11 protein-coding genes are annotated in these 12,418 nt (G+C 54.4%); 2 read left to right on the forward strand and 9 right to left on the reverse strand.

What is annotated here, in order from left to right; translation table 11 throughout:
• Positions 1 to 11 precede the first annotated feature (11 nt).
• The gene (locus J2I46_RS12360; RefSeq protein WP_207329346.1) at positions 12 to 1,742 is read left to right on the forward strand and encodes a RagB/SusD family nutrient uptake outer membrane protein; all 1,731 of its coding nucleotides are present in this window, start codon (positions 12 to 14) and stop codon (positions 1,740 to 1,742) included.
• Between the two features lie 68 nt (positions 1,743 to 1,810).
• Here J2I46_RS12360 and J2I46_RS12365 read toward each other — a convergent pair whose 3' ends face one another.
• The 5 genes from J2I46_RS12365 to J2I46_RS12385 form a co-directional block, all read right to left on the reverse strand.
• The gene (locus J2I46_RS12365; RefSeq protein WP_207329347.1) at positions 1,811 to 2,566 is read right to left on the reverse strand and encodes an ion transporter; all 756 of its coding nucleotides are present in this window, start codon (positions 2,564 to 2,566) and stop codon (positions 1,811 to 1,813) included.
• Between the two features lie 42 nt (positions 2,567 to 2,608).
• Entirely contained in the window at positions 2,609 to 3,322 is a 714-nt protein-coding gene (locus J2I46_RS12370) for a hypothetical protein (RefSeq protein ID WP_207329348.1), read from the reverse strand.
• Positions 3,323 to 3,386: 64 nt separating this feature from the next.
• Positions 3,387 to 3,614 carry a hypothetical protein gene (locus tag J2I46_RS12375; RefSeq protein WP_207329349.1) on the reverse strand — a complete coding sequence of 76 codons (228 nt, stop codon included), beginning with the start codon at positions 3,612 to 3,614 and terminating at the stop codon, positions 3,387 to 3,389.
• Positions 3,615 to 3,845: 231 nt separating this feature from the next.
• Positions 3,846 to 5,177, reverse strand: coding sequence for a gluconate:H+ symporter (locus tag J2I46_RS12380; protein WP_207329350.1), 1,332 nt, complete (start codon positions 5,175 to 5,177; stop codon positions 3,846 to 3,848).
• Between the two features lie 79 nt (positions 5,178 to 5,256).
• Positions 5,257 to 6,522, reverse strand: coding sequence for an McrC family protein (locus tag J2I46_RS12385; RefSeq protein ID WP_207329351.1), 1,266 nt, complete (start codon positions 6,520 to 6,522; stop codon positions 5,257 to 5,259).
• Positions 6,523 to 6,692: 170 nt separating this feature from the next.
• On the opposite strand from J2I46_RS12385, the gene J2I46_RS12390 reads away from it, so the two are divergent.
• Positions 6,693 to 7,808, forward strand: coding sequence for a PQQ-dependent sugar dehydrogenase (locus tag J2I46_RS12390; RefSeq protein ID WP_207329352.1), 1,116 nt, complete (start codon positions 6,693 to 6,695; stop codon positions 7,806 to 7,808).
• A 161-nt stretch (positions 7,809 to 7,969) separates the two neighbouring features.
• On the opposite strand, the gene J2I46_RS12395 is transcribed toward J2I46_RS12390, so the two are convergent.
• The 4 genes from J2I46_RS12395 to J2I46_RS12410 all read right to left on the reverse strand — a co-directional run bounded on the left by J2I46_RS12395 (position 7,970) and on the right by J2I46_RS12410 (position 12,387).
• Positions 7,970 to 8,962: a hypothetical protein gene (locus tag J2I46_RS12395; protein ID WP_207329353.1), complete on the reverse strand. Its 993-nt coding sequence runs from the start codon at positions 8,960 to 8,962 to the stop codon at positions 7,970 to 7,972.
• A gap of 205 nt (positions 8,963 to 9,167) precedes the next feature.
• Positions 9,168 to 9,857, reverse strand: a complete 690-nt coding sequence (locus tag J2I46_RS12400) for a PepSY-associated TM helix domain-containing protein (RefSeq protein WP_207329354.1) — start codon at positions 9,855 to 9,857, stop codon at positions 9,168 to 9,170.
• Positions 9,802 to 11,337 (reverse strand): DUF2271 domain-containing protein, encoded by a 1,536-nt coding sequence (locus tag J2I46_RS12405; protein ID WP_207329355.1) that lies wholly within the window; start codon positions 11,335 to 11,337, stop codon positions 9,802 to 9,804. Before J2I46_RS12405 ends, J2I46_RS12400 begins: the two co-directional genes overlap by 56 nt.
• Before the next feature lie 156 nt (positions 11,338 to 11,493).
• On the reverse strand, positions 11,494 to 12,387 hold the full coding sequence (locus J2I46_RS12410) for an META domain-containing protein (RefSeq protein ID WP_207329356.1): 894 nt from the start codon (positions 12,385 to 12,387) through the stop codon (positions 11,494 to 11,496).
• Positions 12,388 to 12,418 lie beyond the last annotated feature (31 nt).

Here is a 12,418-nt window from a genome sequence, read left to right on the forward strand (position 1 = left end):
CCATAAAATCCATGAAAAAAGTAACCATAGTCCTAACCGTATTCTGTCTGGCCGTGGCAACAGCCTGCTCAGACAAGTTCCTGGACGTGCAGCCCAAAGCCGCTCTGGCCGTTACGGTATTGCAGAACAAAACGGGTGTCAATGCCTTGTTGATCGGTGCCTACTCCCTGCTCGACGGCTGGGCCACTGCCGAAGGTGCCTATCGCTCCTACAACGTCGGGGCCGATAACTGGGTGTATGGCAGTGTAGCCAGCGACGACGCCTACAAAGGAACGATTGCCGGTGACCAGCCGCCTATTTCGCTGATCGAGCAAGGTAACATCCAGTCTGACAACATCTATTTCCGGGGGAAATGGCGGGGGATGTACGACGGCATTGCCCGGACGAACGATGTGCTGCAAGCCGTAGCTACTGCAAAAGACATGACCGACGCCGAGAAGCAGCAGGTAATAGCCGAAGCCAGATTCCTGCGGGGGCATTTCCATCTTGAGCTGAAAAAAATGTTCAACATGGTACCCTATATCGATGAGAAGACCTACAATCCGAACGATCTGGAAAGCACGAAAATACCGAACAGCGCAGACATCTGGCCAAACATCGTGGCTGACCTTAAGGCCGCTTACGATGCGCTGCCAGCAAAGCAGACGCAGGTTGGTCGTCCAACCAAATGGGCCGCTGCGGCCACGCTTGGTAAGGCGTACCTGTTCCAGAAAAAATTTGCTGAGGCTAAACCCCTGCTCGAAGCGATCGTTGCCAGCGGTCAGTACAAACTGATGGATAGGTACCACGATAATTTTAAGGCGGTTACCAACAACAATGCCGAGTCTATTTTCGAAGTGCAGTACTCGGTTAATGATGGCGCGCCGAACGGTGAAAATGGCAACATTGGTTCTACCCTGAACTACCCCTACGGTGGCGGTGGCGTAACAACCTGCTGTGGCTTTTTTCAGCCTTCGCAGAATCTGGTCAATGCGTTCAAAACCGATGCGAATGGATTGCCGCTCGTGGATACATTCAACGCATCGGATGTGACCAACGACTTGGGTATTGAATCAACGGCCCCGTTTACACCGTATACCGGCTCGCTCGATCCACGACTGGACTGGACTGTCGGTCGTCGGGGTATTCAGTACCTGGACTGGGGCGTTCATCCGGGCAAAGCGTATGTGCGCGACCAGTCGTATGGTGGTCCTTATTCGCCCAAAAAGCACGTGATGTACAGGTCGGACGTGGGTACGAACACCTTTGCCGGTAACCCTCGTCTGAATGCCAACAACTACCGCATGATCCGCTATGATCATGTGTTATTATGGCTGGCCGAGATCGAAACAGAAGTTGGCGACCTGAACAAAGCGCGTGGGTACGTTAACCAGATTCGTCGGCGGGCGGCGAACCCCGATGGCTTCGTAAAAAATGCGGATGGAACGCCAGCCGCCAATTACGTGATCAAAGAGTATACCGCCGCCTGGACTGACCAGGCCGCTGCCCGCAAGGCCGTGCAGTTTGAAGAGCGGCTGGAGTTTGGGATGGAAGGCCACCGCCGGTTCGATCTCGTTCGCTGGGGGATAGCCGACCAGACCCTGAACACGTATTACACGACCGAAGCGTCCAAGCGGAACTACCTGACCGGAGTGAAATTTATTAAAGGCCAACACGAATATTTCCCCATTCCGATTCAGGAAATATTCAATAGCAAAAAAGACGGTAAGGAAACGTTGACCCAGAATCCGGGATATAACTAGTCTGATTATCAATATCGTAAGTAATCAATAAGGGTTCGTTCAGCAGGATATTTCCGCTGGATGAACCCTTACTGGTTTTCCCGCTTTTCCAGGGCCTCGATTTTCTCGCGGAGTTGTCGCACTTCCTGAATCAGTGTCTGCAGGTCGTTTTCTTCTTTTTCCTGATCGGCTTCCACGAAGAAGTTGGCAACGTACCCAGTGAATGTACCAAACAGCCCCACGCCGGCGATCATCAGCACCGCAGCAATGAGTCGACCTGTGTTGGTAACGGGGAAACGGTCGCCGTAACCAACCGTGGTAATGGTAACGAACGCCCACCAAAGCGCATCAGACGGGGTTTTAATGTTGGCGTCGGGTAGGCCGCGTTCAACGTACAGCATGGCAATGGCCCCGAACAGGAGTAGTAGAATAGCGCTCGCAAACACGATAGCCAGCGTTCCATTGGCGCGGTTCCGGAGAAGGTAGACCACGAAATTCCGCGCTGCCCGAAACGCCCGGAGCATTCGCAAAATCCGGAAAACGCGGACCAACTGGCCCAGCCGCCCCCAATGAAAGGCAGGAATACTGGCCAGCAGGTCGATCCAGCCCCAGCGCAGAAAAGCCAGCTTGTTGGGCGCATGGTAGAGGCGAAGGCCAAAATCGTACAGGAAGTACAGGCAGATCCCGGTATCGATCTTGTCGAGCCAGAGACGTACCTGGGCGTCGAGCGGCACCAGTTCCTGCGCCACGATCGCCAGCACCACGTAGAGCGACAACACCAGCATCACCACCTGATGCGGTGTTATTTTCTGTGGTGAAGGCTGGGGGGAGGGCTCGTTCGTCATGTAGGAGGCACCGGGCTATTCCCGCTCCAGTAGAACAGCCTGTTACGAATGCGTGACAGGGTTACGGGGCTGCGGCGGATGAAGCGGTGAAATTCGGTCTTTTTTTCGCAGAAATCGCCATATATCGGTCAGCAGGGCCGGGTAAATCGTTACGCCGACGCTATAATACACGCCATTGAAATTCTGGTCGATGTCGGTCTGGAAAACAGAATACCGATAGCCCATCTGTCCGCTAAAGCCCACCCAGCGCGTTGCTTTCCACTGGGCATAGGCCCCCACTTGCAGCGGCACGAAGAAACTGCGTTGGGTACGGTCAATCTGAACATCCTGCCGTAACGTGTGCGGAATAGCGTAGGCCACCCCACCACCAGCCTCGACCGGAAAACTGACCATCCAGCGGCGGTTGTTCGTGATGTTCATCCAGTACTGAATGTTCATGAACCACAAGTCGGTCCGGGTGTAGTAGTTGAGGTTCACCAGCCGGGCCGCATCCCGACGCCAATCGATCAGGCGCAGGTACGTGGCGTAACTGAGCCAGTAATACCCGAGTGTTAGCTGGTGCCGTTTTTCGCCAAACTCAATGCCGGCATTGACGCCCCACACATTTACGTGCTGGCGCTCGAGAAATGAATCGCGAAAGTCGAGGTTAAAGGCAAATTTTGTTTTTGCCCGACCAGACGGCAGCGTGTCGGCAGGCAGGATGCTGTCGGCAGGGGTGGTTGTGAGCAGAAGGGCTGATAGGGCAAGCGCGATCATACCTGCAAACAACGAATAGAAGGGACAATCGGTTACGTAAATATGCCGGGAGCTTAATGGCCGGCTACCTGGCCGGACGAGATGCCGGGGCATCTGGCCCGCTGAAACGGGGGTTGTCTTTGACTTTGGCCGGCATTCTCATTCGTCTCAAAACGAAGAAATAGATGCCTAACCCCATAAAAACAGCTTTGCTCATAACCAGGAGGAGCGCCAATTCCTGGTCCGTAATAAAACGGTAAATCAGGAACATGACGATAGTGTAGACCAGCGTAGTATAGACAGGTAGCTTCATCTTATGGCTGTTTTAACATCGTGACCTGTTCAGGAAACTCTTTTATGTCGGGGTTTACCGACCCAGGCCACAGCCTTAACGGCTAGAAAGACGCAAAAGCTCGATAGCGCTACTTTGATGAGAATACGGTAAAGCGGTAATTCCTGATCCGTAACAAAACGGTAGATCAGGAGCATGATGACGGCGTAGCCTGCAATAAAATAGAGGGGTCTGGTGGTAGGTACTAACAAGCTACAAGATCGCATTAAGCGTTAAAACGCCAAGCAGCCCCACCACGCCGACGATGGTCTCCATTACGGTCCAGGTACGGAGGGTGTCGTTGATACTGAGGTTAAAATACTCTTTGAACAGCCAGAAACCGGCATCGTTGATATGCGACAGCATCAGGCTGCCCGCGCCAATGGCCAGCACCATCAGCTCGGGGTGAACGCCCGTCTGACTCTGCAACAAGGGAAGCATAATACCCGCCGTGGTAAGGCCGGCAATGGTGGCCGAACCCACGCAGACCCGGATGAGCGCGGCCATGACCCAGCCCAGGACCAGTGGCGGCATGTTGAGCCCGGCAAGTTGCTGGCCAATGTAGACACTCGTACCGGAGTCGTTGAAAATCTGCTTCAAAGCCCCCGCCCCGGCAATAACCAGCAGAATGGGCGACGCCGCTTTGATGGCCTCTTCCAGGTGCTTCATAGCCTTTTTCATCGTTACGTCCCGGCGCAGCATCAGCGTGTACACGGCCACCAGCACCGATACGAGCATACCCATATACGGTTCGCCCAGCAGCGTCAGTACTTTTCCGCCCAGCGTCTGGTCAAGGCCGTGCGTTTTCAGATAACCGCGCAAGGGACCGAAGACGGTGAGCATGATTACGGGCAGCAGCGCTACGAAGAAACTAATGCCAATACCGGGCAGGTCGGTGCTGGGTACGTCGCTGTTGTCGAACACCTCACGGTCGGGCTTCGGGTTGAAGCGCCCCAGCGTTTTGCCGAAAATGGGCCCGGCCAGGATAATGGCCGGAATAGCTACCAGAATGCCGTAGAACAGCGTTTTGCCCAAATCGGCCCCCAGTTGACCTACCAACGCGGCAGGTGATGGGTGTGGCGGCAGGTAGCCATGCGCCACCGACAGCGCCGACAGCATAGGGATGGCCACGGTCAGCATGGGGAGCCGGGTAGAAGCCGCAATGGTGAAAATAAGCGGCACAACGATGATGAACCCGGCGTTGTAGAACAGCGGAATGCCGATGATGAAACCCGCCAGCGCCATGCCCCAGCGGATGTTCTTCACGCCAAACAGATCAACCAGTACGTTGGTGATTCGCCGGGCAGCGCCGCTTTCGGCCACAACCCGCCCCAGCATAGCACCAAAACCGATGATGAGCACCAGTTCGCCCAGCGTGTTGCCAATACCCGTCTGGATGGATTTGCCCACTGCGCTAACGTCCATACCCGATGCCAGTCCAATACCGATGGCAACGAGAATAAAGGCAATGAAGGTGTCGAGGTGGAAATAAGCAATGAGCAGTATCAGCGCCAGAATGCCAGCGACGGTCAGCAGGAGAGGCATAAAAAGAGGAATGGTTTAGGCAATCGTAGTAGGAAGCGCCCCCGGTGCCTCATTTACCCAATTTGGCCCGCTTCCTCTGTTATCCCAACGTACCCAGTAATGCCGTAATCTCTTCATTGAGGGGTTTGTCGAGGTTGAAGGGCACTACGCGAAGCCGCAGACTGGCGTCGTAGCCGAAGAGTTGCAGCGGCTCCTGAAACTGATCATGGGCCGGATAAATCAGTACCAGTTCAGCGGCATCGTACTTTTTGCCATACGCATAAAGCTGGTACAAATCAGCCTGATCAATACCGTAATGGCCGGTATGGTCATTGGGGTCGAGGGTTTTCCACTTCGTATCGAGTACAACTGTGCGGCCGTTATGGCGCAACAGCAGATCGGGCCGGAGCTTGAAACGAGGCGTGCCGTTATGATCGTCGATGAGCCAGGCCGACGATTGCTGAATCTCAATGTTTACCCCCGCCCGGCGGAAACCAGCGGCTACGTACTGCTCAAATACGCGCTCCATCGGAAATAGCAGGCAATGCGCTACATTGGGGCCGGTGCAGAGGCCCGGCCCCTGTCCGCGTAGAAGCCAGTTGGCCCAGCGGAGGGCAGGTTCGTATGTTTTTAGCAGGCGGGAATTGGTCTGGGCCAGTCCGGGCCGGGTACGTTGCAGATCGACGGCTAGATTCGTTGGCTCCGACACGTCGGCGAGGGTGGTGAGCAATTGGCGGCATCGGGTCTGGTTAGTGGTTGTCTGGGTACGTGCCGCCGCGAGTTGCAACGCCTTTTTCAGCACCCGATTCGCCGCAATGTCGGGCGTGTGTTCATCGAACGATACCGCCAACTGGTCGGGGCGGGGGGAGGGCTGGCGAAGCTGGTCTGCTACGCGCATTTTTCCACGAAGGATGGGTAGCGTGTCGTCGTGGGTGACGTAGTCGCGGGCCAGCCCGCGCCCGAGTGCCTGAGCTGTTTCGCGCAGAAAAGCGTTGATGAATAATTCCCAAAGGGGCAGCTGCTGCGCGCCAAACTGACCCGAATCGAGATGACGAAACGCCAGTTCGGGCAGGTGCCGGAGCAGCGTTGGCAGGTGCCCCGCCCGCGGCCGAACCTCTAGTGACAGCCCGTTGGTCAGGGTCAGTAAACCCACGTAATTCCGCCACAGCATTCGTTCGCGGCCTCTGTAGAGGGTATAGGTCAATAGAGCGTCGGCGGTGGTGTTGTCTGTTCGGGTGGCAAGCTGCTTCACCGCATTGAAATCGGCGTCGGGTAGCAACACATCGTCGGGCGTCGATGCCCGGTCGGGGAAGTCGCTGGCCCGGTGTAGCGTACCGCGTTCAGCCAGGGTGTAGGTACGTTGCATAGGAGCAAGTTACGCAGAAAGGGGCGGTTGCAGAGTAGGAAGGTGATCGGGTGCGACGAATTTTCGGGTGGCCCGTTTGCTCAATTAACGATGGAAACGCCGGATCATCAACCTGTTAGACGGGGTAAACAGGGGTTGCTTTGGCTTTGTCGCCTTAAGACCACTGTGTTATGAAAAACTACATTACTATCTGTTGCGCCACCCTCTCCCTGCTTACGCTGATCAGCAGCAGCCGACCCGGAACCGGTCGGGTCGCTCAGGCGGCTGATTCGCTACAGGTGCGTGTTGTTAAAGACGGCTTAACGATGCCCTGGGAAATTCTCTGGGGACCCGACGATTATATCTGGATGACCGAAAAGTCGGGCAAAATCAGTCGACTCAATCCGGCATCGGGACAGACCATCCAGATTGGGCAGGTACCCGACGTGAAGGTAACTGACTACGGCGGCTTGATGGGTATGGTTTTGCACCCCGACTTTGCCCGACAGCCCTACGTATTTGTGGTCTACACGTATCAGGAAGGGAGCCGGTTTCTGGAGAAAGTGGTGCGGTATTCGTATCGCCAGCAGCAATTGAGCCAGCCCACGATCTTGGTGTCGGGCATTACGGGTAATCAGGACCATAATGGAAGTCGCCTGCTGATCTCGCCTGACCTGAAACTGTTCGTCACTACTGGCGACGGCAACCGGCAGAACGTAGCTCAGAAGCTCGATTCACTGAACGGTAAACTGCTCCGGCTCAATCTCGACGGGACTATCCCGGCCGATAATCCATTCCCGAACAGCCCGGTCTGGAGTCTGGGCCACCGTAATCAGCAGGGGCTGGTGTTGGTTGATGATAAGATGTATACGGCCGAACATGGCCCCAACACCGACGATGAGGTGAACCTGATCCGGAAAGGCGGCAACTACGGCTGGCCCAACGTAGCGGGCTATTGCGACGAGAATCAGCGCGGCGAAAAAGACTGGTGTGCTACCCACCAGGGCATTGAGCCCCTCCGTTCCTGGACGCCCACCATCGGCCTGTGCGCCCTCGATTACTACAACAAACCGCTATTTCCCCGTTGGAAAAACTCGCTGCTGGCAACCTCTCTGAAAGCGAGCCGCTTGCTTCAGCTACAGCTAGACGAAACTGGTACTAAAGTGATTGGTGTCAACGAATTTCTGGTAAATCAATACGGCCGTCTCCGTGATCTGTGTATCTCCCCGACTGGCAACGTGTACGTCGCTACCAACAATTTCGGCAACGATAAAATTATCGAATTAACCGCGAAGGGAAACCCTTGATAAAATCAGGTAACTAAGTTCGGTAGCCTAAAACCGCTTTACGTATTTGCGTTTCATACGAATAAGCTATGCAAAGGCTGGCCTACTTATGTTGATAAATCGATCTCGCCTGATGATCTAATTAAGAGTAAGCTTACTTTTTATTATGTCTGAAAAATTGGCTAATCCGTGATACTTATTTTCTGCCTTAAATCTGACGGTAAGTAAAAATTCATCCCCGTTTGAGCCTGAAGATCAATCAAACTATTCATTGTTTCTACGCTGCTCATACCAATTTCTTCTCGTAGCTGGTCGGCTTTCTCCAGTTCTTTGTGTGTCAATGAACTGCTTAAATGACCGAACTGCTTTTCCCGGTGGTTACTGTTTATCGCTACATACCAATCGTCGATTCTGGCAAATTCATGAGGCGATATTTCCCCGAGCTTGAGTGCTTTTAATAACGTAGGTCTGATAGCTAGATACAAGGTGTCTGTCAGGTTATAATTTGTGCTGATCGAATTGTGGTGGCTTACGATAACGGAAGCCCAGTAGCTATTGTGAATCAGCTTTTCCCCGGGATAGCCATAGGTGTTGATAATGTTTTTTAAGTCAGCCAGTTGCTTCTCGCTGTGAGGGGCAAATCTCTCTTCAGCATAGCGTTGCCGCCTTTTATCGCTCAATGCGAACAGCGCTGCAAATGCTTTTCGCTGATCCTTATTGAACATTTTTTTAACTGAGCTTCGTAACTCACTATTCTCTTTCTGTTGGAAAACTATATAAAGCGAATCGCGCTGCTTTTCAACAATCGCCCATTCGGGATCATGTTGAAGCGTTCTGAGGAACTTAGCTTTCTTAATCTCCTGTATAGTCCACCCGGCTGCCATCGCTTTTTTCAGATAGCCGAAGGCTTCTTTATGGTTGCCAATCTGCACAGCCAGTTGGGTTGCTACTTTGTAATCGTTCAGGAAGACAAAACTGAACGAGTTGAATGTCTGCTTATACAGATCGAGGGCTCCTCGATACTCCTGGCGAGTAATCAATTTCTGAGCAGCAGCGATAGTACGGTGATAAACTAGATAGTTTTCCTCTATGGATACAGGTCGTTTTCCAACAGCAAATGCTTGAGATAAGCTAACTAAGTTTAACGTGAAATAAAGTACAACGAGGTGGATCATCGGCTTCTGTTTGCCACCATGACACAAACAGAAGCAGGTTGGTTGTATGCGGTTAAGGTCTTTTAACAATTGATCTGCTGCCAGAGAAGTGCAACACGTGTGAAGTCAGGTTTGATGCGTTGCTAAATCGTTACAGATTCAATCGGATTAGATGCTGACCGAATGTGGTAGTGCCTAAGGCAATTGGATCAATAGCGTCACTAAATCACCGCCCAATCAGCATATACGCCCCGTAGCAGAGCAACGTACCCAGCACGGCCAGGATGAGGCCGATGACCCGGCGTTTGCGCAGAAAAAGCAGGATGATGAGCCCTGTAGCCGAGATCAGGGTCATGAAAATGGCCGACCCGTCTATCACCCACGACCAGCCTTTGCCCGTATCGCGGCCTTTGTGCAGGTCGTTGATGATGGCCACCAGACCCAGCCGCGCTTCGGTGAGTTTGTAAGTGCCATCTTCCCGGTCAACAAAAGCGTCGGCGGTGTAGCCCGGCCCCCGGAACGAGACCGAGCATTCCCGATCATCGATTCTGAATTCGCTCAGCGCCCCCTTTATGCCGTGCGTAGTGCGGAGAAACTCAACCACCGCCAGCTTGTTTATGGCGGCGGTGTCGGTCGGGTTCACCCAGGCGGGGGTAAGTTTGCCGGTCAGTTCCTGCTCAGTCGATTGGTCGTCGAACCAGTCGGCATGGTTTAACGTCAGGCCGGTGACGGCGAAAAACAGCACGATCACGAAACTCGCCATCGACAGGTAAATGTGCAGCCAGCGCGAAGTGGCGGCTAGCTGCCGTTGCCACGACGGCGACCCTTTCTTCGAAGTTGACCCCGACGATGGGGATCCCTCACTTGTCGCTGCCGACTTTGCGGTAATCCAGGGCTGCGGACGCGATTTCGACATTGCCAGCTAGGGTTTGTTGTTTGGTTTTCCCGTTAAAATTCATTTCCTCGCGAATTAGCTGGTAGGTACCGTGTTCGCGGGCGGCCTCGATGCAGACAGTGTATTTACCTTGCTTCACGTATTCGCCTTTGTCATTTTTACCATCCCATTTCAGGCTGTAGCTGCCGGGCGAACGCGTGGCGCTGGCAATCGTCGACATGTCGAAATCGGCGGGGCGTTCCAGGCTATACCAGGCCCGTAGGTCGCGGAGCCATTTAGGTTTGTTATACCAGAGTGCGATCTGCCGAACGGGTACATGGTTGTCATCCTCCACCCAGACCGCCACGAACGGCCGACGTGACCGCCCTTCTATCTGGCTCACTTCCAGCGAAATAAGTAACTCCTGTTTGGGGTCCCAGAGTTTATCTTTCACCGAAGCCACCGATAGTAAGCGGGCCGTTGCTGGTTCTGCTGTTGATACGGCCGTGCTTTCGGCTACGGGCTGAAGCAGGTCGTTCCAGCCGGGGCTGGTCAGGTGTTGACCGTCATGCGTAACGAGCAGGTAATCGGTACCGGGATGGTGGCCGGCCAGTTGCGCGCTGGCCGTCGGCGACAGCACGTTGAACGCCGTTGCCAGGGCACCCGCCGTGGCGGCATCGGGGTGAATAACCGTGGCGCTGATAACCTCGCGGGCCGGTTCGGCTGTGCGTGGGTCTACGATGTGCGAGTACCAGCTATCGCCTACGCGTACGCCACGCCGATAATCGCCGCTGGTGGCCACTGCCCGGTCGTTGATGCGCAGGCGGGCCAGGGGCGCGTCGTTTTCAGCATCGGCGCGGGGGTTCGCTACGGCGACCGATTCGGTGCGGTTGCCACGTACGACCAGATCGCCGCCGATGTTTAACACCACGGCCTCAACACCATCAACGGCCAGGGCCTTGTCGGCGGCGCGGTCGAGAATATAGCTCTTGGCAAAGGTGTGTAACCGCAACGGCGTCTGGCTCAGGCGTGTGGCAGTCTGCGCGTCCTGGTCGAGCACCCAATGTGGCTGTTGCACGGCCGAAACGGCGTTGGCCCGTTCATTGGCCGAGGGACGTACCTGGGTACGTTCGGCGCGTTTCCAGAGCTGATTAATGGCTTCGGCTGCCGCGTTGATCACGCCGCCGGTCTGTTTCTGCCAGTGGTCGAATCCGTTCAGAACAGCCATGAGGTCGGCTGATACGGGAACGGCCTCGCCAGCCGAAGCCAGAAAGCGGTTAAACTCGCTAGTAGCCTCATAACTGCCGAGTATGGCGTTGAGCCGGTTTATTTCGGTCAGGGCTGCCGACTCTGCCTGCCGGGCTGCTTTGTACGAACCTGCGGTCAGTTTAATGTCGAACGACGTACCCAGCACGTTGTCGAGGTGGGAAAGAAAGAGCCCGTTGGCGTCGGCAGCGGCCGTAGCCGGTAAACCGGGTACCAGGAAGGCCAGCGGAATAAGCGTTGGATGGAGTAAGTTCATGTTGGGGGTAAATTCGTGTCGATTTAGCGGATTGACGGCTAAACAGCCAGCTAGTTTAATCGGGATAACGCTAAAAAGCCACATCTATAGCAAACAGATGTGGCTTTTAACGGAATTTTATAGAGGTATAGTCAGGAAATGCAATAGCTATTCATGTTACCTCGATTTGTTGGGTGTCACTTTTTCGGATGTTTCCGTGCGGAAGGTCATTACATACTGTCCGTTGGCCAGTAGGGTGAGCCGATCTTTACCAATCCGGAAGAGGCTGGCCTGATTCAGGGCTGTCAGGTAATCGTCTTCGAGCGGATTATTACACTTTTTCGACGTTGTATTGCGGATCACGAACTGAACATGGTCGCCGTCGGCCTGAACATCGCCTTTGAGTTTATTGCAGCCCGTTGTGCCTTCAAGCGAATTATCGGTCAGGTTGATCGTGATCTGCGGAAGCTCATGGTTGGGGAACTGACCCGCCCGAACGCGCTGGCCGTGCAGGGTCTCAAGGGTCCAGGTGCCATTCAGGCGGTCGCTGCCTTTAATAAATGCGCCATAACCAACGTACCTGCGCCCGCCTGTTTCTACGCGTACCGTGTAGGCGTAGGTACGTCCCGTCAGATTATCCCGCGCCACAACGGGTTCAATATAGACCTTTACGCCGCCGAGCCTGCTGGCGTATGATTTTTTACTGGTAGAGGCCACCAGAACACCGGCCTCGTTACGTACTGATCGGGGCCCTACGTCGAGCAAAACGCCGCTGCTGTTTGTGCCAATGGGTTTTGGCTTCGGCATGCTGGCAACGAGTGTTGATCCGCTCAATGGCTTGAAAATGATCTGCTTGGAAAAATCTATATCCATCGACCATTCGGCTGGGGTGATGCCCGCCGCTACAAAATCGATACCGTTCTGACGCTTACTGCGCCACATCTCTGATTCGGGTAATGCGGCTACTTTGGGGCGGCTGCTGACCGCAGTTGCGGGTTGGGATGCCCGCTGGCAACTGGTAAACGAGAGGGCCCATGCGCTGAGCAGACCCATTACTACTACTTGTTTCATACGCATTCCCTACAACGTTTATAGAGTGATT

This window comes from Fibrella forsythiae (assembly GCF_017353175.1).
GTDB lineage: Bacteria > Bacteroidota > Bacteroidia > Cytophagales > Spirosomataceae > Fibrella > Fibrella forsythiae.

Coding starts and splice junctions, on each gene's coding strand:
- J2I46_RS12360 (WP_207329346.1), top strand. CDS start 12: ATGAAAAAAGTAACCATAGTCCTAACCGTATTCTGTCTGGCCGTGGCA.
- J2I46_RS12365 (WP_207329347.1), bottom strand. CDS start 2,566: ATGACGAACGAGCCCTCCCCCCAGCCTTCACCACAGAAAATAACACCG.
- J2I46_RS12370 (WP_207329348.1), bottom strand. CDS start 3,322: ATGATCGCGCTTGCCCTATCAGCCCTTCTGCTCACAACCACCCCTGCC.
- J2I46_RS12375 (WP_207329349.1), bottom strand. CDS start 3,614: ATGAAGCTACCTGTCTATACTACGCTGGTCTACACTATCGTCATGTTC.
- J2I46_RS12380 (WP_207329350.1), bottom strand. CDS start 5,177: ATGCCTCTCCTGCTGACCGTCGCTGGCATTCTGGCGCTGATACTGCTC.
- J2I46_RS12385 (WP_207329351.1), bottom strand. CDS start 6,522: ATGCAACGTACCTACACCCTGGCTGAACGCGGTACGCTACACCGGGCC.
- J2I46_RS12390 (WP_207329352.1), top strand. CDS start 6,693: ATGAAAAACTACATTACTATCTGTTGCGCCACCCTCTCCCTGCTTACG.
- J2I46_RS12395 (WP_207329353.1), bottom strand. CDS start 8,962: ATGATCCACCTCGTTGTACTTTATTTCACGTTAAACTTAGTTAGCTTA.
- J2I46_RS12400 (WP_207329354.1), bottom strand. CDS start 9,857: ATGTCGAAATCGCGTCCGCAGCCCTGGATTACCGCAAAGTCGGCAGCG.
- J2I46_RS12405 (WP_207329355.1), bottom strand. CDS start 11,337: ATGAACTTACTCCATCCAACGCTTATTCCGCTGGCCTTCCTGGTACCC.
- J2I46_RS12410 (WP_207329356.1), bottom strand. CDS start 12,387: ATGAAACAAGTAGTAGTAATGGGTCTGCTCAGCGCATGGGCCCTCTCG.